A 21,487-nucleotide genomic window follows, 5' to 3' on the forward strand; every position below is an offset into this window, starting at 1 on the left:
CCTTGATCAGAAGTTCGCGCCGACGCTGAGCGCCAGGAAATCGCGGTCAATCAGGGTGTTGTAGCGGCCACCGAAAAAGTCGGTGTAGCTCAGGCTCGCGGTGTAGGTGTTGCGGTAGTCGGCATCCACGCCGATGCTGACCGCCTTGGCGCCCTCGTTGAACAGGCCGTTGGGGCCGTAGCCCTTGACGTCGTGGGACCAGGACAGGTTGGGCTTGAGGTTGATCCCGGCAATCACGTTGCTGTAGTCGAGGATCGCCCGGGCACGGTAGCCCCAGGAAGTGGCGGTGACGTAACCGCCGGTATCACCCTGGAAGCCGTAGGCGCCATAGACCGAGTCACGCCCGTAGCGCAGCTTGTCCTTGGACTCCAGGCCGCCGACGTAGGTGATCCCGGCCTCGCCCACCAGGGTCAGGCGATCGGCGCCCAGCACCTGGTCGAAGAACTGCGTGAGGGTGGTTTGCGCCTGGGTGATTTCCTTGCGGCGATAGCCGGTGTTGTCGGAGCCGGCCGTGGTGCGGATCGGCGAGGCGGCACCACCGGCAATCGGGTTGACCAGGGCCAGGGTCAGGTCGGTGGTGTTGAGTTGCACCGGCGCATTGGGCCGGTAGCTGATCTCGCCGCTCCAGGCGGTGCCGGTGGGCAAGGTGGTGGAGAAACTTGCGCCGTAGAGACGGATATCCTCCGGGTACTCCAGGTAGTACTGGCCGCGCCCCAGCATGATGCTCTGGGCCAGGCCGGTGCGGAAGGCGGCAGGCACCAGCGGCAGAATGCTGCCCAGGGAGTTGATGGTGGCCTGGCCCGCCGTGGTGGTACCGACGGTCGGGGTCCGGCTGTGGTAATTCATGAAATAGAGGCCGTACTCGGTGTCATTGCCCAGCCAGCGCAGGGCTACGCCGAACTGGCCGCCATCACGGGCTTCACGATCCTTGCTGCGTTGCACCACCACGCCTTCGGAGGTGACCTCGAAGCCCTGGCCAAAGGCCGCGGCTACCGGCTGCAGCGGCGCGATGGCCGGGCTGCCGACGGTGTAGTTGTTGTTGCAACCATGGGCCACCACGTCGTTGCCGAAGAAGGTGCCGCAGTTATCGACAACCGTGTTCTGCCAGTTCAGTTGGTAGAAGCCCTCGACGGTCAGCGAATCGGTCAGGCTCTGGGAGGCGAAGAACATGTTGACCGGAATCAGCCCCTCCTTGATTTCGGCGCCGGGCCGGCGGAAGGCCGAAACGTCGATGGGGTTGATGCTGTTGATCGAGTTGCCGATGAAGGTGCTTTCGCCCCAGCTGACCACCTGCTTGCCCAGGCGCACGGTGCCCGGCAGGTCGGCGATCGAATAGTTGTGGTAGACGAAGGCATCGAGCAGTTCGATGCCGGAAGAGCGGGCGCCCTCGTCGCGATGATGGTCGCTGATGTCCTTGAACTCACGGTCGTCGTCCGCCAGTTCGAAGTCGTACCAGTACTTGCCACGGACGAATACACCGGTATCGCCGTACTTCAGTTCCAGATCGTGGATGCCCTTGAAGATCTTCGAGAAGGTCTCGCCCTTCTTGAAATTCAGCCGTCCGTCATCACCGGTGGACGCCTGGCCGGTACCGCCGTTGGAGACCCCGACCAGCGACTTGTCGGCATCGCGCATCCCCCAGCTCGCACCGACCGACAGGGACGAGTCGAACTTGCCCTCGATCTCCCCGATATTGAACGAAACCGCATTGGCCTGGGCGCTCGCCCCCAGAGCCACGGCTACCGCCAGCGCCTGCGGCGTGAAGATGGCGCGCATTGTTGTTTTTGTCATGCGTCTTCCCCGGTGAGTGACAGAAGGCTTCACCCTACCCAGCGCCAGCGGGAGCGATAAGCGCACCAAGGAGGTATTTTCGTTGTACCTCCAAAGGATGAATGGCCGCACCGGCACGGGCTTGCACGGCCCCATCGAAGGGCTGGATGGCACGCCATAGGGGGAATGGATGAGGCTCGCCGACACAAGGTGCGACCTCGGCGCAGTCATTCGCGACTGTTACGCCCGCTGCAACAGTGATTGTCATGAAGCGCACTGTTTCAGGGCGCGACAATTCCCTATCCTGGCCTGGCTTTCAGGGGAATCGCTCGGAGGGTCAAAGCTTCGGGAGAGGTTCGGGCATCGAGTCATCGACTCTGCGCTGAAGGCGGTTGCGGCCAGTGCGGCCGCCCCGGTTTCGACATCGGCTCGCCGGCGAACCGATGGTCACCTGCTTCACTGACGTTGATTTATCGCTCCTTGATCAAACGTCTTTCCTTGGCCGCTGTGATTACAGCGGCCTTTTTTATGGCCGGCGTTCGCTCACCGGCGACGCCTGTCAGCCGCTGTATTTTTGCAGGTTCGCCATCATCTGTTGCAGGGACTCGGGGGTATCCGCGGGGTGCACAGCATTGTCGAAGTCGCAGATCTTCTGCCAGTTGGCCGCGACCTCGTCCACGCCGAAACCGTTGTGCGGATCGAAACCGACGCCCAGGCTGCGCTCCCAGCGGGTCTTGCCGATCCAGCCGCCACCGACCTCGAACAGGCCGGCGGTTTCCTCGCACTGCTCGCTGCCGAGGAACACCACCAGCGGGCTGATCAGTTCCGGCTTGAGCAGTTCGAACACCTGCGGCGGAATCAGCCCCTCGGTCATGCGGGTACCGCCGGTGGGCGCGATGGCATTGACCAGGATGTTGTTCTTGCGCCCCTCGATCGCCAGGGTGCGGGTCAGGCCATACAGCCCGAGTTTGGCCATGCCATAGTTGGACTGGCCGAAGTTGCCGTAGATGCCGGAGGTGGAGGCCGTGAAGATCACCCGGCCGTAGTTCTGCTCGCGCAGATGCGGCCAGGCGGCGCGGGTGACCTTGTAGGCACCCTCGACATGCACCCGGTAGACCAGGTCCCAGTCGGCGTCCTCCATCTTGAGGAAGGTCTTGTCGCGCAGGATGCCGGCGTTGTTCACCACCACGTCGACCCGACCGAAGGCATCCAGGGCGTTCTGCACGATCTTGTCGCCGTCGGTTACCGAATCGTGATTGGCCACGGCGGTGCCGCCAGCCTCGCGGATTTCCGCTACTACCCGGTCCGCTGCCGAGGCGCTGGCGCCCTCGCCGTGAGTCGAGCCACCCAGATCGTTGACCACCACCCGCGCACCGTGGCGGGCGAACAGCAACGCGTGGGCCCGCCCCAGGCCACCGCCGGCACCGGTGACGATCACCACTTTATCTTCGAAGCGCACAGACTCACTCATGACAGCTCTCCAGCCAGGGGCAATGGGATATAGAGCCTGAGTGTCGGACACGTGGCATCCGGTCACAATAAATACGGCTGGGGGTGAATGGTGCGCGATAAGGCAGAGGGATAGTCCGCGCCTCCCCGCTGGCATCAGCCCGGCCGATTCAGATCAGCATAGCCAGCAGTGGCGCGCAAAACAGGTTGAGCAGGCCGGTCAGGACCATCACCAGGCCGGCGACCGTACCCTCCTCGCCTCCGGCTTCACGGGCCCGGCTGACCCCGGCACCGTGCGCGCCGACGCCGAACAGCGCACCACGCGCCAGGCTGCTGCGCAATGGCAGCCACTTGAGCAGGACGCCACCGACCATCGCGCCGAACACCCCGGTGACCAGCACGAACACCGCCGTCAGGTCGGGTACACCGCCCAGATCACGGGCCAGCGGCATGGCGAAGGGCGTGGTGATCGAGCGCGGCACCAGCGACAGGGCCAAGGCACTGTCCAGCGACAGGGCACGGGCCAGCCCGTAGGAACTGCCGATGGAGGCCACGCTGCCGGCCAGCATGCCCAGCAACAGCGCCGGCCAATGGCGAACGAGCAGGCCACGCTGCTGCCAGATCGGCACCGCGAAGGCGACGGTGGCAGGCCCCAGTACCAGGACCAGCCAATGGGTGTCGCGCGAGTATTCGGCATAGGCGGTGTGCAACGGAACGGCGACCGCCAGCAGGATGATCGGCACCAGGATCAGCGGCGACAACAGGTAACGCCCCGTGCGTCGGTAGCTCCAGCGGCTGAAGGCATAGGCGCCCAGGGTCAACGCCAGCCAGAACAGCGACATCCACTCAAGCTTCACGGCGGCTGCTCCAGCGGCAGACCCATTCGACAGTGAATGCGGTCGAAAGCATCACCAGCAGGGTGCTGCACATGATCACCAGCAGGATCCGCCAACCGTCCTGGCGCAGCATGGCGCCATAGTCCAGCAGGCTCATCAGCGCCGGGATGAAGAACAGCAGCATCTCCGCCATCAGCCAGCCGGCGCCCAGTTGCAGCGCGGCCGGCTTGACCCGCCCCGAAGCGAACAGCAGCAACAGCAGCGCCAGCCCGATCACCCCGCCGGGAATCGGCCAGCCGGTCCAGGCCGCCACCTGACCGCCGAGCAGATAGAGGCCGCACAACACCGACAGTTCGGCAAGCAGGCGCGCGGTTTTTTTCAGCAGTGATCTGTTCATCGGATTCAGGCCCTCCCATGGCGAAAATTCTAGAGCCGGGCCTCCCATCCCAAAAGCGAATTGTTAGACTGACATCCATTCCAAATTGGAATTGGCCCATGGAATTCAAGCAACTGCGCAGTTTTGTCGAAGTGGTTCACCAGGGCGGCTTCACGCAGGCCGCCAAGACCCTGCACATCAGCCAGTCGGCGGTGAGCAAGCAGGTCGCCCAGTTGGAACACAGCCTCGGGGTCATGCTGCTGGACCGCCAGGGCCCGCAGGTGCTGCCGACCGCTGCAGGCCGGGTGGTATTGCAACGAGCCGAGGAGATGTTGCGCCTGCGCAACGGGCTGCTGCACGAACTCGATGACCTGAGCCAGTTGGCCCGGGGCGAGTTGCGCCTGGGGCTGCCGCAACTGGGCGGCGATACCTTGTTCGCCGGATTGTTCGCCGAGTATCGGCGACGCTATCCGAATATCGCCATCCAACTGCTCGAGGGCGGCAGCCTGAACATCGAACCGGCGGTGCTGAGTGGCGAGCTTGAGCTGGGTGCCGGTCTCACGCCGAGCAATCCGGCGTTCGACTGCCAGGCGTTCTGCGACGAGCCCCTGGATGTGCTGCTGGCAATCGACCATCCACTGGCCGAGGAAGGCTCGATTCGCCTGGAGCAACTGGCCGACACGCCCTTTCTGCTGTATCAGCGCAGTTTCGTGCTCAACCACCGGCTGATCCAGGCCTGCGAGCGGCTGGGGTTCACCCCCAGGGAAAGCGGGCGCAGCGGCCAGGCGGACTTCCTCGCGGCACTGGTGGCCGCCGGGCAAGGCGTGGCGCTGATGCCCAGCGTGGTCGCACGCTCGCTGGTGCGGCCCGGCGTGGTCCGCCTGAGCCTCAGTTCGCCCACCGACCTGCGCTGGGATATCGCCTTCATCTGGCGCCGTGGCGCCTATCTGTCACAAGCCGCGCAGGCCTGGCTGGCGCTGCTGCGCGAGCGGCCGGTCAACCTTTCAGTGCGCTGATGAACTCGGCCAGCCAGGGCTCGGCGTCGGTTTCAGGGGTGACCGTTTCGCTGGAGTCCAGGCGCAGCATCGGCTGGACCTCACGCAGGCCGAGTTCGGCGAACAGTTCGCGAAATTGTTCGCCGCCACCGCAGAAGGTGTCGCCATAACTCGAATCGCCGAGGGCGATCACCGCACCCGGCAGGCCGCGCCAGGCCGCTGGCAACTGATCGCGAATGGCGTAGTAGAGCGGCTGGATATTGTCCGGCAGCTCGCCCATGCCGGTCGTGGCGGTCACCGCCAGAAAGGCCTCGGGGGCGAACGCCTGGACGTCGGCCAGGCTCGCACGCGGGTCATGCCAGGCCTCGAGGCCGGCCTTGTCGAGGATCCGCTGGGCGTGACGGGCTACTTCTTCGGCGGTGCCGTAGACCGAGCCGGAAAGAATGGCGACTTTCATCAATCTCATCCTGGAGCTGTGTAAAGCCGGGGATATTACCAGATGAGAAATATTCCCACTGAAATTCCCTCCACACGTCCCGGCCGGCATTGACCCGCCGGGACATTCTCTTAAACTTGAATGGCGTGCCAATGGACTGTGGATTTCTCCGACAATGATCAATTCGAAATTGCTGCAACTTGTCATCGATGCCTCCAACGAAGGTATCGTGGTTGCGGAGCAGGAAGGCGAAGACAACATCCTGATCTACGCCAACCCCGCCTTCGAACGCCTTACCGGATACAGCAAGGAGGAAATTCTCTACCAGGACTGCCGTTTCCTGCAGTCCGGCGATCGCGACCAGCCGGCCCTGGCGCTGATTCGCGAAGCGTTGCGCACACGCCAGCCGTGCCGCCATATCATTCGCAACTATCGCAAGGATGGAACGCATTTCTGGAACGAACTGTCGATTTCGCCGGTGTTCAACGAAAGCGACCAACTGACCTATTTCGTCGGTGTGCAGAAGGATGTCACGGCCCAGGTGAAGGCCCAGCAACGGGCTGCCCAACTGGAGGCGCAACTGGCCGAGGTCAAGGCCCAACTCGAAGCCCTCCGGGCGACCAGTGGCGTCAACCAATGATGCAATCCGTTGTCTTATGCAGCGTCAGCCGCCTCAACCAGACCGCCTTGTTTTCTCGAGCCCGATCATGCCCCGCACTGCCCTTCTGACTCAGGACGAGTTGGATTTCATCCGGAACATGCAGCACAACCCGCAGCTCAACAAGCGCGACAATTCGTCGAGCCTGCTGGTCAACGGCGTGTCGCAGATCCGCGACCTGCTGACGAGGCTGGCGGCCCATGAGCAGGTCACCCTCCAGGCCAATTTCGAAAACCAGAAGATGAGTTTTCCGCTGCACCTGGTCGAGGACGAGTTCCATGCCCAGCACCTGCGCCTGGGCGTGCCGAGCATCTTCGAGGACGGTCCGCGGGTCCGGCCGTGGCGCCTGGCCCTGGCAACCCCGGTGTACCTGGAGAACGTCCGCGGCGAGCCTGGAGCACTGGCGGTCCGCGAGATTTCGTTCAAGGGGGTATTGCTGGAATTGCGCAATGGTCTCAAGCCGCCCCGGCAGTTCAACCAGTGGTTCAGCCCGTCAGGCTATGAACGTATCGCCCTGCAGGGACGTTTCGAGCGCGAAACCGAACAGGGCCTGTACGCCTACCGACTCAACCAGAGCAACCCGGACGAAATCCAGCGATTGCGCCAGTACATCCTGCAACAGCACCGCCTGGCGCACCCGGAATTTCACGCCTGAAGGCCTGCACGGCCGATCATCAGGTATCGAGCTTGCCGGCCAGCAACTGCTGAAGGCGCTGGCGCATCGACTGGCCGTCGTGCCCCAGGCAACCGATGCTGGTGCCTTCCAGCGTATCCTGCAGCAGATCCGAGGCATCGCCGGCCAGCATCACCGGGCACTCCACCGCCAGCGCCAGGCGGTTCAACCGCCGGGGCATGTCCGAGGCCGGTGAGCGGTTGGAGTACAACACCAGCGCCCGAGGCCGGGCCTTTTCACAGATCAGCGGCAACTCGTCGAACGGCTGCCCGATGGCCAGTACGCTGATCGGCCATTCGCCATTGCCCAGCAGCAGGCCAGCGACCAGCAGTTCCAGTTCGCGGCAATCGCCCGGCAAGGCGGCGAGAACGATCCGTTCGCCGGCGCCTCCCCTGACCGATTGCAACCGCTGCAACACCCGGCCACGCAGGAAGCTGTCGAGAAACAGCCATTCGCTGGTCTGGCCGTAGGCGTCGCACTGGGCACGCAACTCCTGCCAGAGCGGCATCAGGATATTCTGGAAGACCACCGTCAGCGGATAGCTGGAAAAAATCTGCCCGTACAGGCGCTCCAACGCCAGTTCGTCGAAGCGGCTGATGGCGCCGCCCAGTTGCAGTTGGCAGTTTTGCCAGTCCTCGAGCGGCAACGGCAACAACCGTTCAGTCTCGGGCACCCGCACCGCCGCCTGCTTCGCCAGCAGCTTGCCCACCTTGCTGACGGCCACCCCACGCTCGATCCAGCCGAGAATGCTGCGCACCGTCTCGATATCGCTCATGGCATAGAGACGATGCCCACTTTCGGTGCGTGTCGGCTGGATCAGGCCATAGCGCCGCTCCCAGGCACGCAGGGTCACCGGGTTCACACCGGTCAGGCGCGAAACCTCGCGGATGGGAAACAGCTCTTCCTGCTTCAGAGCCGGCAACGGCAGCTCGATCGCGTCACGTTCGCTGATGATAGACATGTTTTTCACATCAATGTGTAAAATTTTCCAGATATTCTAGCCTATACCGCACCCGTTTCTTCAAACATGAAACACTACGTTTAATACAACTTGTGCTTTTCCCGCAACAGGGAATGATTCTTGCACTACCTCCAGGTGCAGCCCAACACCCCGGCGCTGCATTTCGCAGTGGTCCTACCCGGACAGCCTGCCCGTCTTGTGGAGATACATGATGTCTACCTCACCCGTCACCATGATGGTGGCCCGTCGCGTCGCCGACGGCCGTTATCACGACATGCTCGCCTGGCTCCAGGAAGGCGAACAATTGGCTACCGACTTTCCCGGCTACCTGGGTTCCGGTGTACTCGCGCCACCTCCCGGCGACAACGAATTCCAGATGATTTTCCGCTTCAGCGACGCCGACACCCTGCACGCCTGGGAGCACTCCGCCTCGCGCAAGGCCTGGCTGGAACGCGGCGGCGACCTGTTCGCACGGCCTTCCGAACATCGTGTCAGCGGCCTGGAAGGCTGGTTCGGCAACACCGACCAGCGCCCGCCACGCTGGAAGCAGAGCGTGGCGATCTGGCTGGCATTCTTTCCGGTGTCGCTGCTGTTCAACTTCGTGCTGGGGCCCCTGCTGGCCGAGCTGGAACTGGTGCCGCGGATTCTCGTCAGCACCCTGATGCTGACACCGATGATGGTGTACTGCTTCATTCCCCTGTCGACCCGACTGCTCGCCGGCTGGCTGCACGGCACCCCGCCGCGGACGCTGCCGGGCACGGCGCCCACCCGCAGCCGCTGAGGCTGGCGCGGGCTCGCGGCATGGTTGTGGAAGGCGTGTGGCTGGTATAGTTTGACTCCAGTCACCCCTTCACAGCCTGCCGCGAGCCTTCGATGCCATCGTCCTCCGCCCCGATCCTGATCACTGGCGCCAGCCAGCGCGTCGGCCTGCATTGCGCAGAGCGGCTGTTGGCCGACGGCTGCCCGGTGATCGTCAGCTACCGCAGCGAGCGCCCGGGCCTGCAGAGCCTGCGGGAACAGGGCGCGATCACGCTGTTCGCCGACTTCGCCAGCGAAGCCGGCATCCTGGCCTTCATCGACAGCCTCAAGCAGCACGCCGACAGCCTGCGGGCGATCGTCCACAATGCTTCGGCGTGGCTGGCCGAGACCCCGGGAGACGAAAGCGAAGCCTTCACCCGGATGTTCGGCATCCACATGCTCGCGCCGTACCTGATCAACCTGCATTGCGCTGAGCTGCTGCGCCGTTCGCCACAGGCCGACATCATTCATATCAGCGATGACGTGACCCGCAAGGGCAGCAGCAAGCACATCGCCTACTGCGCCAGCAAGGCCGGGCTCGACAGCCTGACGCTGTCCTTCGCGGCCAAATACGCCCCGCGGATCAAGGTCAACGGCATCGCCCCGGCCCTGCTGATGTTCAACCCCGACGACGACGCGGCGTACCGCGCCAAGACCCTGGCCAAGTCGGCCATGGGCATCGAGCCCGGTGCCGAGGTGATCTACCAGAGCCTGCGCTATCTGCTGGACAATCCCTATGTCACCGGCACAACCTTGACCGTCAATGGCGGCCGGCACCTCAAGTAGGCCGCCCGCGAGGAAACCACGCAATGAGCGCATCACTGCCCGAGCATTACCGCGAGATCCTCCTCGGCCTGGGTGAAGACCCGGATCGCGAGGGTCTGCTGGATACCCCGAAACGGGCGGCCAAGGCCATGCAGTACCTGTGTCACGGCTATGCCGAAACCCTCGACGAGGTGGTCAACGGGGCGCTGTTCGCCTCGGACAACGACGAGATGGTGATCGTCAAGGACATCGAGCTGTACTCGTTGTGCGAACATCACCTGCTGCCGTTCATCGGCAAGGCCCACGTCGCCTACATACCGACCGGCAAGGTGCTGGGGTTGTCGAAGATCGCCCGGATCGTCGACATGTTCGCCCGGCGCCTGCAGATCCAGGAGAACCTGACCCGGGAAATCGCCGAGGCGATCCGGCAGGTAACCAGCGCTGCCGGGGTCGCGGTGGTGATCGAGGCGCAGCACATGTGCATGATGATGCGCGGCGTGGAAAAACAGAATTCGACCATGAACACCTCGGTGATGCTCGGCGCCTTCCGCGACTCGAACACCACCCGCATGGAGTTCCTGCAACTGATCGGACGGAGCAAGTAAATGCCACAACTTCAACCGGGAATGGCCCGGATCCGGGTCAAGGACCTGCGCCTGCGCACCTTCATCGGGATCAATGAGGAAGAGATCCTCAACAAGCAGGATGTGCTGATCAACCTGACCATCCTGTACGCCGCCCAGGAGGCGGTGCGTGACAACGATATCGATCATGCGCTGAATTACCGCACCATCACCAAGTCGATCATCCAGCACGTGGAGGGCAACCGCTTTGCCCTGCTCGAACGCATGACCCAGGAACTGCTGGACCTGGTGATGAGCAACCAGGCGGTGCTCTACGCCGAGGTCGAAGTCGACAAGCCGCACGCCCTGCGGTTCGCCGAGTCGGTATCGATCACCCTGGCGGCAAACCGCTGAAAACCTGAGCTGCCTGGCGCTAGCGGCGCCAGGCTCATATCATCGCGCCCTACGTTCCCCCAAGCACAGAGCCCATCATGACCGAGCAAGAACGCCTCGAACTCGAAGCCGCCGCCTTTCGCCGGCTGGTCGCCCACCTGGACAACCGCAAGGACGTGCAGAACATCGACCTGATGAACCTCGCCGGGTTCTGCCGCAACTGCCTGTCCAAGTGGTACAAGGCCGAAGCCGACGAGCGCCGGATCGAGCTGAGCCTCGACGAGGCCCGTGAAGTGGTCTACGGCATGCCTTACGCCGAGTGGAAAGCCCAATACCAGAAAGAAGCCAGTGCCGAACAACAGGCGGCATTCGCCAAAGGAAAACCCCATGACTGATCTAAACACCCTGCGCGCCAGCCTAGAGAGCGGCGAGCACGTCTTTGCCGACACCCTGGCCTTCATCGCCGCCGGCTACGACTACCAGCCACAGGCCTTCAACAATGGTGGCGTGGAAAATGCCGCCGGGCAGAACGAGGGCTCGTGCAAGACCCTGGGCCTGGCCCTGCTCGAAGGCCTGAGTGACCAGCAGGCGCTGCTGGCGTTTGGCGAGCATTACCGTTCGGTGCTGGCGACCCCTGAAGGCAGCGATCACGGCAACATCCGTGCGCTGATCAAGCACGGCCTGGCCGGCGTGAAGTTCACCGCGCAGCCGCTGACCCGGCGCTGAGGCTTTCGCGGATAAATCCCACAATGGTCCCGTCAGGCACCTATGTGGTGTGCGGCAGATGGCTCTTGTGGGAGCCGGATTTATCCGCGAACAAGTGCCACAGAACAGCATTGCCTGGCACAGATACAAAAAAACCGGCCAAGGGCCGGTTTTTTCATTTCAGGTTCACTCAGAACGATGCGTTCTGCAGACCGTCCAGGTAACGCTCGGTGTCCAGTGCCGCCATGCAGCCGGCGCCGGCCGAGGTGATCGCCTGGCGGTAGACATGGTCAGCCACGTCGCCCGCCGCGAAGATACCCTCGACGCTGGTGGCGGTCGCATTGCCTTCACGGCCGCCCTGCACCACCAGGTAGCCATCCTTCAGTTCCAGCTGGCCTTCGAACAGCGAAGTGTTCGGGGTGTGGCCGATCGCGATGAACACGCCGTCGACCTTGATCTCGTCGAAGCTGCCATCGTTGTTCTTCAGGCGGGCACCGGTCACGCCCATGTTGTCGCCAAGCACTTCGTCCAGGGTGGCGTTCAGCTTGAGGATGATCTTGCCTTCGGCGACACGGGCGTGCAGCTTGTCGATCAGGATCTTCTCGGCGCGGAAGGTGTCGCGACGGTGGATCAGGGTCACGGTGCTGGCGATGTTGGCCAGGTACAGCGCCTCTTCCACGGCGGTGTTGCCACCACCGACCACGGCGACCGGCTTGTTGCGGTAGAAGAAACCGTCGCAGGTCGCGCAGGCCGAAACGCCCTTGCCCATGAAGGCCTCTTCCGAAGGCAGGCCCAGGTAGCGGGCGCTGGCGCCGGTGGCGATGATCAGGGCGTCGCAGGTGAAGGTGCCGCTATCGCCGACCAGGGTGTAGGGCTTCTTGGCGAAGTCCACCGCGTTGATGTGGTCGAAGACGATTTCGGTTTCGAAACGCTCGGCGTGTTCGCGCATGCGCTCCATCAGCGCCGGGCCGGTCAGGCCGTGCACGTCACCGGGCCAGTTGTCGACTTCGGTGGTGGTGGTCAGTTGGCCGCCGGCCTGCATGCCGGTGATCAGCAGCGGCTTGAGGTTGGCCCGAGCCGCATAGACCGCAGCACTGTAACCGGCAGGGCCGGAACCGAGAATAATCACTCGCGAATGACGTACTTCAGACATGACTCACTCCTGTCGACCGCCCGTATGGCACCGGGACGGAACGCCGGCGAACCGGCTGGAATAAAAAAGGACTGCGAAAGCGCTTGGGGAAGGCTTGTAGCACACAGTCCTGAAAAATAATGTTGTGCAGCGTAACGAGGGGGCAAAGATTAAGGAAATACGCAATAACAATCCAGCTCATAGCAGGTCTCTATCCATAGGGACGTTCTGCCCGATCCCTTTGTTACCTTAAATGTCGACGCTTTCACCGCCTGTGCAAAGCCGGTAAGGTCGGCGCGTTTTCACCTGCTTCGGAGCCCGTTATGCCCGCACCCGTGATGTCCGGCCCACACTACCTGCGCGAGGGCCTCAAACTGGTCCTGAGCCCGGGGCTGCGCCTGTTTGTCCTGCTGCCGCTGCTGGTCAACCTGGTGCTGTTCGTCGGGCTGATCTATTTCGCCGGCCATGAGTTCAGCCTCTGGGTCGATCACCTGATGCCGACCCTGCCCGGCTGGCTGAGCTTTCTCAACTACATCCTCTGGCCGCTGTTCGTGGTGCTGGTGATCCTGATGGTGTTCTTCACCTTCACGATGCTGGCCAACATCATCGCCTCGCCGTTCAACGGTTTTCTTGCGGAAAAGGTCGAGGTGGTGGTGCGCGGCAATGACAACTTCCCAGCCTTCAGCTGGGGCGAACTGCTGGCGATGGTGCCACGGACCCTGGCCCGGGAAATGCGCAAGCTGGGCTATTTCCTGCCACGGGCCATCGGGCTGTTCATCCTGTCGTTCATCCCGGTGGTGAATATCGTCGCCGCCCCGCTGTGGCTGCTGTTCGGGGTCTGGATGATGGCGATCCAGTACATCGATTATCCGGCGGACAACCACAAGATGAGCTGGCAGGACATGCTCGCCTGGCTGCGCAGCAAGCGCTGGCAGAGCATGAGCTTCGGTGGCAGCGTCTACCTGGCGCTGCTGATTCCGGTGGTCAACCTGCTGATGATGCCGGCGGCGATTGCCGGGGCAACGCTGTTCTGGGTACGGGAACGCGGGGATGAGGCACTGGCGCCGGTTGCACGCTGACGCCAGGCCAGTCACATGGCACCGGGCCAGTCATCGGCCCGGTGCTCATTTCAGCTCGGGAGTGCAAAGATGCCGATCAGGGCGAGCACCCAGACGATACCGCCGAGCACGATAACCAGGTAATTGAGCGGGCTGAAGCTGGCGTTGCTGTCACCCTCGACATCACCGCTGGCAAAATTGATCGCCTGCTGGCCCTGCCAGGTGACGAAGACCTGGGCAAACACCCAGAAGGTGCTGAGCACCACCAGGAGCGAGCCGCCGATATTCTTCCTGACCAGCATCTCCAGCACGTTGCCGAGTACCGCGAAGACCACGAACAGGGTCGCCCAGAGCGAGGCATCCCAGCGATAGCCGCGGCCGCTGGCCAGGATGCTCTTTTCGACATGGCGATACAGCGCGTGGACAAAAAAGATCGCGAACAGCCCGCGGGCAGCCGGCCAGATATCCAGTTGGGTCGATGCCTTGTACTGGCTCCAGTTCTTGTAGGACCAGTAGATCTGGTAAATCCCCAGGCTGAAGATGAACAGCAGGAAGAACTTGGTTTTCGAAACCACGTAGAAGCGGCCGATGGCCTCGCTGCGCGGTGCATTCAGGTCCGCCTGGGGCGGCGCATAGATATTGTCGGTCACGGGATCTCCTTGAACGTGGTGGACGCCTGATGATAACGAGCCAGTGACCCGGATATCGAGGACGCGAAGGGCAGTCTGGAGCCTCCGTCACAAATCCATCACCCAAATGCCACAACCCCGCAACGGGCCCGGGTGAATACTGCAACCATGACGACAGCTCTGCATATCACCCTGATCACCGAAACCTTCCCACCCGAAATCAACGGCGTGGCCAATACCCTTGGCCGCCTGTGCGAGGGTTTGCGCGCCCGGGGTCACCAGATCGAGCTGGTGCGCCCGCGCCAGAGCTGCGACCAGACCCGTCCCAGTGACACCGAACTGTTGCTGTGTCGCGGCTGGCCACTGCCGGGCTATCCGGGCCTGCAATGGGGTCAGTCGTCGATGCACAAGCTGTTGCGCCGCTGGAAACGCCAGCGCCCGGACGTGCTGTACATCGCCACCGAAGGGCCCCTGGGCCTCTCCGCGTTGCGCGCGGCACGCCGCCTGGGAATCTCCGTGGTCAGCGGTTTCCACACCAATTTCCAGCAATACTCCCACCAGTACGGCCTGGGGATGCTGACGCGCTTGCTGACCCATTACCTGCGCTGGTTCCACAACCGCTCCAAGCTGACCCTGGTGCCCAGTGTCAGCCAGCGCCTGGAACTGGAGCGGCGGCACTTCGAACGCCTGGAACTGCTGTCGCGGGGCGTCGACAGCCAACTGTTCCACCCGGCCAAGCGGCAGCATGCACTGCGGGAAAGTTGGGGGTTGGCGCAGGACGATATCGCCGTGATGTATGTCGGACGGCTGGCGACCGAGAAGAACCTCGGCCTGCTGGGCCGTACCTTCCAGGCCCTGCAGACGACTTATCCACAACGGACGCTGAAGCTGATCGTGGTTGGCGACGGTCCACTGCGCGCCACGCTGGAGAAGGAACTGCCCGGGGCGATTTTCTGCGGCACCCAGCGTGGCGAGACCCTGGCGGCGCACTATGCCAGCGGCGACCTGTTCGTGTTTCCCAGCCTGACCGAAACCTTCGGCAATGTGGTGCTCGAAGCGCTGGCCTCGGGTTTGGCGGTGGTCGCCTATGACCAGGCGGCGGCGGCCCAGCATATCCGCCATGGCTACAACGGCGTGCTGGCGATGCCCGGCGATGAGGAGGCCTTTCGTGACGCCGCCTGCTGGCTGCTCGAAGGCGGGGAAACCCTGCGTAACGTGCGCCTGAACGCGCGCCAGCATGCCAGCCGGCAGAGCTGGGGGGCGATCGTCGAACAGTTCGAGATGCAGTTGCGCGGCGCCTGCGAAGCGGAACAGGGGACGCCCCATGCGCCCCCGGTTCCGCGATAGCCCTCAGACCAGGCTGGCCAGGGCCTCGCGGCTGAACGGCAGGATGTCCTGCTCGCGCCCGTCGCGCACTTTCACCGCCCAGTCCGGATCGACCAGCAACGCACGGCCCACCGCCACCAGGTCGAACTCATCGTTGTTCAGGCGCTCCAGCAGCTTTTCCAGGCTGGCCGGCTGGGCCACCTTGTCGGTATTGACCATGAACTGCAGGAATTCGCCATCCAGGCCGACGCTGCCCACGGTGATGGTCGGCTTGCCGGTCAGCTTGCGGGTCCAGCCGGCCAGGTTGAGTGTCGAACCCTCGAACTCCGGCTCCCAGAAACGTCGGGTGGAGCAGTGGAAGATATCCACGCCGGCATCGGCCAACGGCTTGAGGAACTCACCCAGCGCCTCCGGTGTCTGCACCAGACGCGCGGTGTAGTCCTGCTGCTTCCACTGGGAGAAGCGGAAGATGATCGGAAAGCCCGGGCCGACGGCGGCGCGTACGGCCTGGATCAGCTCGATGGCCAAGCGCGAACGGTTGGCCAGGCTGCCGCCGTATTCGTCGCTGCGCTGGTTGCTGCCTTCCCAGAAGAACTGGTCGATCAGGTAGCCGTGGGCGCCGTGGATCTCGACACCGTCCATGCCGATGGCCTTGGCATCCTTCGCCGCCTGGGCGAACGCGGCGATCACGTCCTGAATGTCCTGGTGGGTCATGCCGTGGACCACCACCTGGCCGTCCTTGAGTTTTTCGCTCGGGCCGTAGCCGGGAACGCTGGCATCCGGCTCGGTACCCAGGCGCCGCACGTTACCCACGTGCCAGAGCTGCGGAACGATCCTGCCGCCTTCGGCGTGTACCGCCTCCACCACTTTCTTCCAGCCGGCCAGGGCCGCCTCGCCATAGAAATGCGGCACGTTCGGGTACCCGTTGGCCGCCGGGTGGCCGACGGTGGTGCCCTCGGTGACGATCAGGCCGACACCCGCCGCCGCCCGCTTGCGGTAGTACTCGATGACTTTCGAATTGGGCACGCCGCCTGGGGAAAACGAACGGGTCATCGGTGCCATCACCACCCGGGTCGGCAGTTCCAGGGCACCAAGGTGGAAAGGTTTGAACAAGGCTTGGACCGACATGGGTGGCACTCCACGGCTGAAGGGGAATTTATGATCAGGATAATATTCCGCCGTCAGCGCCACGCCCAGCACTATTGATCTGAGTGATCAAGCTCGAAAAGTGTGAGGAAACCGGCCGCACCCGAAAAACGCTGAACCCTGCAGGAGCGGGCTTGCCCGCGAAGGGGAGCGCAAGGCCGCCAAAAGCTTCACGGTCAAGCCAAAGCCCGCTCCCACTGGTCCGACCCAGGCAGTCCGGCTGTCACGGACCGGTATCAGGCCAACGCCTTCTCGATGGCCTGGATCACCGCCGGATCATCCGGCGCCGTACGCGGCGAGAAACGCGCCAGCACGCGCCCGTCCTTGCCCATCAGGAACTTCTCGAAGTTCCAGGTGATGTCACCGGGAAACTCGGCCCCCTCGCCCGCCAGCAGCCGATAGAGCTGATGACGATCATGGCCGTTGACTTCCAGCTTGCGGCTCAACGGAAAGGTCACCCCGTAGTTGAGGCTGCAGAACTCGCGAATCTCGTCTTCGGAACCCGGCTCCTGGCCGGCGAACTGGTTGCACGGCACGCCCAGCACCGTGAATCCCTGGCCCTTGTACTGCTGGTAGAGGTTTTCCAGTGCCGCGTACTGCGGCGTCAGGCCACATTTGGAGGCGACATTGACCACCAGCACGACATGCCCCTTGAAGGGAGCGAGAGGCAGGTCCTGGCCGTCCAGCGCCACCAGCGTAAGGTCGTGAAAAGCACTCATGGCGAACTCCCGATAATCCCCTGTTACGTCCCGACATTGTTGCCCGACACCACGACCGGTTTCCAGCGACGAAACCGCGGCGGACTAAAAAGGCGCCCGTGGGCGCCTTCCTACAACCAGAGCTTAGCAGCAGAACTCAGTGGTGATGGCCGCCTTCGCCATGGATGTGACCATGGGCGACTTCTTCCTGGCTCGCGTCACGGATGTTGACGACCTTGACCTTGAAGTTCAGGCGCTGGCCAGCCAGCGGGTGGTTGCCGTCGACGGTGACGTCGTCGCCGTCCAGGTCACGGATGGTGACGATCTGCATCTGGCCATCCGGAGCGGAAGCGTGGAACTGCATGCCCACTTCCAGCTCGTCGACGCCTTCGAACATGCTGCGGCTCAGGGTGCTGACCAGTTCAGCGGAGTATTCGCCGTAGGCATCTTCAGGCTCGACGGTGACGTTCAGTTCGTCACCCACGGCCTTGCCTTCCAGGGCCTTTTCCAGGCCTGGAATGATGTTGCCTGCACCTTGCAGGTACACCAGCGGCGCGCCGCCGGCAGAGCTGTCGATGACCTCACCAGCGTCGTTGGTCAGGGTATAGTCGATGGACACAGCCTTATTGGCGGCGATCAGCATGGGGCGAGACCTTTTGCAGAAGAATGAAGAACGGACAAGTCTAAACAAGGATTCGTCCGAAAGCGAACGGAACCCGGACGGACGGGTTGAACCAACCCCATCTTTCATCCTCGGTTTCCATCAGGACGAGGACGGCCACTGGGTCGCCGAACTGTCCTGCGGCCACACCCAGCACCTGCGCCACCAGCCGCCGTGGCAGTCGCGTGCCTGGGTGCAGGACCCGACGCAGCGTTCGGCGCGAATCGGCCAGCCCTTTGAATGTGGTTGGTGCGCACAGGGCTCGGTTAGCGCTAACCTTGGCGTCTGAACATCGCAGGGGATCAACCATCGGTCCCCGCAGTTGCGCTCCACAAGAGACTACGCATGCAAACTTTCTTTATCGCGCCCACCGATTTCGGCGTGGGCCTGACCTCGATCAGCCTCGGGCTGGTCCGCACGCTGGAACGCGCCGGCCTGAAGGTCGGCTTCTTCAAGCCCATCGCCCAGCCGCATCCGGGTGATACCGGGCCGGAACGCTCGACCGAACTGGTGGCCCGTACCCATGGGCTCAAGCCCCCCCAGCCACTGGGCCTGGCCCATGTCGAGCGGATGCTCGGTGACGGCCAGCTCGACGAACTGCTGGAAGAAATCATCACCCTCTACCAGCAGGCCGCAATCGGCAAGGACGTGCTGGTGGTCGAGGGCATGGTCCCGACCCGCAGCGCCAGCTATGCCGCGCGGGTCAACCTGCACCTGGCGAAAAGCCTGGACGCCGAGGTGATCCTGGTCTCGGCACCGGAAAACGAAGTGCTGACCGAACTGTCCGGCCGGGTCGAGTTGCAGGCGCAACTGTTTGGCGGCCCGAAGGACCCCAAGGTTCTCGGCGTGATCCTCAACAAGGTGCGCACCGACGAGAGCATGGAAGCCTTTGCCGCCCGTCTCAAGGAACACTCGCCGCTGTTGCGCAGCGGCGACTTCCGCCTGCTCGGCTGCATTCCGTACCAGCCGGAACTCAACGCACCGCGGACCCGCGACGTCGCCGAACTGCTGGGCGCCCAGGTGCTCAATGCCGGCGACTACGAAACCCGGCGCATGTCGAAGATCATCCTCTGTGCCCGTACCGTCCTCAACACCCTGCAACTGCTCAAGCCGGGCGTGCTGGTGGTGACCCCCGGCGACCGCGACGACATCATCCTCGCCGTCAGCCTGGCGGCACTCAACGGCGTGCCGCTGGCCGGCCTGCTGCTGACCAGCGACACCAAGCCCGACCCGCGGCTGATGGAACTCTGCCGCGGCGCCCTGCAGGCCGGCCTGCCGGTGCTGTCGGTGAGCACCGGCTCCTACGACACCGCCAACCAGCTCAACAGCCTGAACAAGGAAATCCCGGTCGATGACCGCGAGCGGGCGGAAATCATCACCGATTTCGTCGCCAGCCACCTCGATGCCCAGTGGCTGCACCAGCGCTGCGGCACCCCGCGGGAAATGCGCCTGACGCCGGCGGTGTTCCGCTATCAACTGATCCAGCGCGCCCAGCAGGCCAACAAGCGCATCGTCCTGCCCGAAGGCAGCGAGCCGCTGACCGTCCAGGCCGCGGCGATCTGCCAGGCGCGGGGCATCGCCCGTTGCGTGCTGCTGGCCAGGCCGGCGGATGTCGAGGCGGTGGCCAAGGCCCACGGTTTCGAGCTGCCGCCGGGGCTGGAGATTCTCGACCCGGACGAGATTCGCGGACGTTATGCCGAGCCGATGGTGGCCCTGCGCAAGAACAAGAGCCTCAACACGCCGATGGCCGAGCAGCAACTGGAAGACCCGGTGGTGATCGGCACCATGATGCTGGCGCTGGACGAGGTCGATGGCCTGGTTTCCGGGGTGATCCACTCCACCGCCAACACCATCCGCCCGGCCCTGCAACTGATCAAGACCGCGCCGGGCTGCAGCCTGGTGTCGTCGGTGTTCTTCATGCTGTTCCCCGAGCAGGTGCTGGTCTACGGCGACTGCGTGATGAACCCGCACCCCTCCGCCACGGAGCTTGCGGAAATCGCCCTGCAGAGCGCCGACTCGGCCCAGGCGTTCGGCATCGCCCCGCGGGTGGCGATGATCAGCTATTCCAGTGGCGAATCGGCCAGCGGCGAGGAAGTGGAGAAGGTCCGCGAGGCCACGCTGCTGGCCCACGAAGCCCAGCGCGACCTGCTGATCGACGGCCCGCTGCAATATGACGCCGCCGCCAACGAAAACGTCGCCCGGCAACTGGCGCCCAACAGTCAGGTCGCCGGCCGCGCCACGGTGTTCGTGTTCCCCGACCTGAACACCGGCAACACCACCCACAAGGCCGTGCAACGCAGTGCCGACTGCGTCAGCCTGGGGCCGATGCTGCAAGGCCTGCGCAAGCCGGTCAACGACCTGCCGCGCGGCGCCCAGGTCGATGACATCGTCTACACCATCGCCCTGACGGCCATTCAGGCCGCCAACCGACCTGTGGATATCTGAACCGGCTGCACGATCGCATCGACGTCCGCTACCCTCATGCCATAAGGCGTGAGGGCTGCGGCCGCTCGCTCAAACAAGAACGTATCCCTGAGAAAGACACCATGCTCGACTTCCTCCCGGCGCCCCTGCGCGGCCTGCTCGCCTCGCTGCTGCTGGCCCTCAACACCCTGCTGCTGTGCTCGTTCCTGTTCGGCGTGGCACTGTTCAAGGCCCTGCCCTTTGCCCTGACCCAGCGCTTGAGCCACTGGCTGATGAACCACACCCATGAGGCCTGGATCAGCAACAACAAGGCCTGGATGCAACTGGTCAGCAGGACCCGCTGGCACCTCAGCGGTCTGGACGGGCTGGACTACCAGCACTCCTACCTGGTCACCAGCAATCACCAGAGCTGGGTCGACATCCTGGTGTTGCAGTACGTGCTCAACCGGCGGATCCGCCCGCTGAAGTTCTTCCTCAAGCAGGAGCTGATCTGGGTCCCGGTGATCGGCCTGGCCTGGTGGGCCCTGGGCTTTCCCTTCATGAAGCGCTACTCGAAGGCCTACCTGGAAAAGCATCCGGAAAAGAAGGGCAAGGACCTGGAAACCACCCGCAAGACCTGCGCGAAATTTCGCAACAACCCTGTGGGTATCTTCAACTTCGCCGAAGGCACGCGCTTCACTGCCGGCAAGCATGCGCAACAGCAATCGCCATTCCGCTACCTGCTCAGGCCCAAGGCCGGCGGTATTGCCTTCGTGCTGGACGCGATGGGTGAGCAGCTGGAGTCCGTCGTCAATGTGACCATTCACTATCCGGCGGGACGGCCGGGGTTCTGGGACCTGCTGTGCGGCAAGGTGCGTGAGGTGGTGGTGCATTTCGAGGAACTACAGATCCCGGCGGCATTCATCGGCCGCAACTACGAACAGGATGCCGAGTACCGCCAGGCGTTCCAGGCCTGGATCAACCAGCTGTGGGCGGACAAGGATGCCTTGCTCGCGCGCCTGCACAGTGAGTACCCCGCCAAGGCCTGAGGTATCT

Annotated in this window: 25 protein-coding genes; 14 read left to right on the top strand and 11 right to left on the bottom strand. The window is 63.6% G+C overall.

Features of this window, described 5'->3' with window-relative positions; translation table 11 throughout:
• Positions 1-6: 6 nt before the first annotated feature.
• The 4 genes from ACMGT0_RS26675 to ACMGT0_RS26690 all read right to left on the bottom strand — a co-directional run bounded on the left by ACMGT0_RS26675 (position 7) and on the right by ACMGT0_RS26690 (position 4,452).
• On the bottom strand, positions 7-1,791 hold the full coding sequence (locus ACMGT0_RS26675; RefSeq protein WP_273825806.1) for a DUF1302 domain-containing protein: 1,785 nt from the start codon (positions 1,789-1,791) through the stop codon (positions 7-9).
• Between the two features lie 538 nt (positions 1,792-2,329).
• Positions 2,330-3,241, bottom strand: a complete 912-nt coding sequence (locus tag ACMGT0_RS26680; protein WP_054061726.1) for an SDR family oxidoreductase — start codon at positions 3,239-3,241, stop codon at positions 2,330-2,332.
• Positions 3,242-3,389: 148 nt separating this feature from the next.
• Positions 3,390-4,076 (bottom strand): LrgB family protein, encoded by a 687-nt coding sequence (locus ACMGT0_RS26685; protein ID WP_054061727.1) that lies wholly within the window; start codon positions 4,074-4,076, stop codon positions 3,390-3,392.
• On the bottom strand, positions 4,066-4,452 hold the full coding sequence (locus ACMGT0_RS26690) for a CidA/LrgA family protein (RefSeq protein ID WP_054060568.1): 387 nt from the start codon (positions 4,450-4,452) through the stop codon (positions 4,066-4,068). Before ACMGT0_RS26690 ends, ACMGT0_RS26685 begins: the two co-directional genes overlap by 11 nt.
• A gap of 98 nt (positions 4,453-4,550) precedes the next feature.
• Here ACMGT0_RS26690 and ACMGT0_RS26695 point away from each other — a divergent pair, with 98 nt between their 5' ends.
• Entirely contained in the window at positions 4,551-5,447 is an 897-nt protein-coding gene (locus tag ACMGT0_RS26695; protein ID WP_054060567.1) for a LysR family transcriptional regulator, read from the top strand.
• On the opposite strand, the gene ACMGT0_RS26700 is transcribed toward ACMGT0_RS26695, so the two are convergent.
• Entirely contained in the window at positions 5,428-5,883 is a 456-nt protein-coding gene (locus ACMGT0_RS26700) for a flavodoxin (RefSeq protein WP_054061728.1), read from the bottom strand. The two genes, ACMGT0_RS26695 and ACMGT0_RS26700, sit on opposite strands and share 20 nt — an antisense overlap.
• A 154-nt stretch (positions 5,884-6,037) precedes the next feature.
• Here ACMGT0_RS26700 and ACMGT0_RS26705 point away from each other — a divergent pair, with 154 nt between their 5' ends.
• Positions 6,038-6,502, top strand: a complete 465-nt coding sequence (locus ACMGT0_RS26705; protein WP_054061729.1) for a PAS domain-containing protein — start codon at positions 6,038-6,040, stop codon at positions 6,500-6,502.
• A gap of 67 nt (positions 6,503-6,569) precedes the next feature.
• Positions 6,570-7,175: a hypothetical protein gene (locus ACMGT0_RS26710; protein WP_054061730.1), complete on the top strand. Its 606-nt coding sequence runs from the start codon at positions 6,570-6,572 to the stop codon at positions 7,173-7,175.
• Positions 7,176-7,194: 19 nt separating this feature from the next.
• Here the strand turns inward: ACMGT0_RS26710 and ACMGT0_RS26715 are convergent, their stop codons facing one another.
• Positions 7,195-8,154: a MerR family transcriptional regulator gene (locus ACMGT0_RS26715; RefSeq protein WP_416770487.1), complete on the bottom strand. Its 960-nt coding sequence runs from the start codon at positions 8,152-8,154 to the stop codon at positions 7,195-7,197.
• A gap of 211 nt (positions 8,155-8,365) precedes the next feature.
• Between ACMGT0_RS26715 and ACMGT0_RS26720 the strand changes: the two genes are divergently transcribed.
• The 6 genes from ACMGT0_RS26720 to ACMGT0_RS26745 all read left to right on the top strand — a co-directional run bounded on the left by ACMGT0_RS26720 (position 8,366) and on the right by ACMGT0_RS26745 (position 11,399).
• A complete protein-coding gene (locus ACMGT0_RS26720; RefSeq protein WP_054060562.1) occupies positions 8,366-8,935 on the top strand; it encodes an antibiotic biosynthesis monooxygenase in 570 nt (189 codons plus the stop codon).
• 92 nt (positions 8,936-9,027) lie between these two features.
• Positions 9,028-9,738 carry a dihydromonapterin reductase gene (folM, locus tag ACMGT0_RS26725; protein WP_054057309.1) on the top strand — a complete coding sequence of 237 codons (711 nt, stop codon included), beginning with the start codon at positions 9,028-9,030 and terminating at the stop codon, positions 9,736-9,738.
• A 23-nt stretch (positions 9,739-9,761) separates the two neighbouring features.
• Positions 9,762-10,322, top strand: a complete 561-nt coding sequence (folE, locus tag ACMGT0_RS26730) for a GTP cyclohydrolase I FolE (protein WP_054057310.1) — start codon at positions 9,762-9,764, stop codon at positions 10,320-10,322.
• Positions 10,323-10,694, top strand: coding sequence for a dihydroneopterin triphosphate 2'-epimerase (gene folX, locus ACMGT0_RS26735; RefSeq protein WP_054057311.1), 372 nt, complete (start codon positions 10,323-10,325; stop codon positions 10,692-10,694).
• A 77-nt stretch (positions 10,695-10,771) separates the two neighbouring features.
• Positions 10,772-11,068 carry a DUF1244 domain-containing protein gene (locus tag ACMGT0_RS26740; protein WP_054057312.1) on the top strand — a complete coding sequence of 99 codons (297 nt, stop codon included), beginning with the start codon at positions 10,772-10,774 and terminating at the stop codon, positions 11,066-11,068.
• Complete coding sequence (locus ACMGT0_RS26745) at positions 11,061-11,399, top strand: HopJ type III effector protein (RefSeq protein WP_010445219.1); 339 nt, start codon at positions 11,061-11,063, stop codon at positions 11,397-11,399. The genes ACMGT0_RS26740 and ACMGT0_RS26745 overlap by 8 nt, the downstream gene beginning before the upstream one ends.
• 169 nt (positions 11,400-11,568) lie before the next feature.
• On the opposite strand, the gene trxB is transcribed toward ACMGT0_RS26745, so the two are convergent.
• The gene (trxB, locus tag ACMGT0_RS26750) at positions 11,569-12,531 is read right to left on the bottom strand and encodes a thioredoxin-disulfide reductase (RefSeq protein WP_054057313.1); all 963 of its coding nucleotides are present in this window, start codon (positions 12,529-12,531) and stop codon (positions 11,569-11,571) included.
• Positions 12,532-12,833: 302 nt separating this feature from the next.
• Between trxB and cysZ the strand changes: the two genes are divergently transcribed.
• Positions 12,834-13,589: a sulfate transporter CysZ gene (gene cysZ / locus ACMGT0_RS26755; RefSeq protein WP_054057314.1), complete on the top strand. Its 756-nt coding sequence runs from the start codon at positions 12,834-12,836 to the stop codon at positions 13,587-13,589.
• A gap of 50 nt (positions 13,590-13,639) precedes the next feature.
• Here cysZ and ACMGT0_RS26760 read toward each other — a convergent pair whose 3' ends face one another.
• The gene (locus ACMGT0_RS26760) at positions 13,640-14,218 is read right to left on the bottom strand and encodes a hypothetical protein (protein ID WP_054061733.1); all 579 of its coding nucleotides are present in this window, start codon (positions 14,216-14,218) and stop codon (positions 13,640-13,642) included.
• Between the two features lie 147 nt (positions 14,219-14,365).
• On the opposite strand from ACMGT0_RS26760, the gene ACMGT0_RS26765 reads away from it, so the two are divergent.
• Positions 14,366-15,544: a glycosyltransferase family 4 protein gene (locus ACMGT0_RS26765; protein WP_416770492.1), complete on the top strand. Its 1,179-nt coding sequence runs from the start codon at positions 14,366-14,368 to the stop codon at positions 15,542-15,544.
• 3 nt (positions 15,545-15,547) lie between these two features.
• Here ACMGT0_RS26765 and ACMGT0_RS26770 read toward each other — a convergent pair whose 3' ends face one another.
• The 3 genes from ACMGT0_RS26770 to ACMGT0_RS26780 form a co-directional block, all read right to left on the bottom strand.
• Positions 15,548-16,651, bottom strand: coding sequence for an NADH:flavin oxidoreductase (locus tag ACMGT0_RS26770; protein ID WP_416770494.1), 1,104 nt, complete (start codon positions 16,649-16,651; stop codon positions 15,548-15,550).
• A gap of 254 nt (positions 16,652-16,905) precedes the next feature.
• Positions 16,906-17,388, bottom strand: a complete 483-nt coding sequence (locus ACMGT0_RS26775; protein ID WP_054057318.1) for a glutathione peroxidase — start codon at positions 17,386-17,388, stop codon at positions 16,906-16,908.
• Positions 17,389-17,524: 136 nt separating this feature from the next.
• Complete coding sequence (locus ACMGT0_RS26780) at positions 17,525-18,010, bottom strand: FKBP-type peptidyl-prolyl cis-trans isomerase (RefSeq protein WP_054057319.1); 486 nt, start codon at positions 18,008-18,010, stop codon at positions 17,525-17,527.
• On the opposite strand from ACMGT0_RS26780, the gene ACMGT0_RS26785 reads away from it, so the two are divergent.
• From ACMGT0_RS26785 to ACMGT0_RS26795, 3 genes are all read left to right on the top strand, one after another.
• The gene (locus ACMGT0_RS26785) at positions 17,979-18,317 is read left to right on the top strand and encodes a DUF3565 domain-containing protein (RefSeq protein ID WP_081005897.1); all 339 of its coding nucleotides are present in this window, start codon (positions 17,979-17,981) and stop codon (positions 18,315-18,317) included. The genes ACMGT0_RS26780 and ACMGT0_RS26785 overlap by 32 nt on opposite strands.
• 56 nt (positions 18,318-18,373) lie before the next feature.
• A complete protein-coding gene (gene pta / locus ACMGT0_RS26790) occupies positions 18,374-20,473 on the top strand; it encodes a phosphate acetyltransferase (RefSeq protein WP_416770496.1) in 2,100 nt (699 codons plus the stop codon).
• A gap of 101 nt (positions 20,474-20,574) precedes the next feature.
• Positions 20,575-21,480 carry an acyltransferase gene (locus ACMGT0_RS26795; RefSeq protein WP_416770497.1) on the top strand — a complete coding sequence of 302 codons (906 nt, stop codon included), beginning with the start codon at positions 20,575-20,577 and terminating at the stop codon, positions 21,478-21,480.
• Positions 21,481-21,487: the final 7 nt, after the last annotated feature.

It is taken from the genome of Pseudomonas sp. RHF3.3-3 (genome assembly GCF_048069595.1).
Classification (GTDB): Bacteria; Pseudomonadota; Gammaproteobacteria; order Pseudomonadales; family Pseudomonadaceae; genus Aquipseudomonas; species Aquipseudomonas fuscovaginae_B.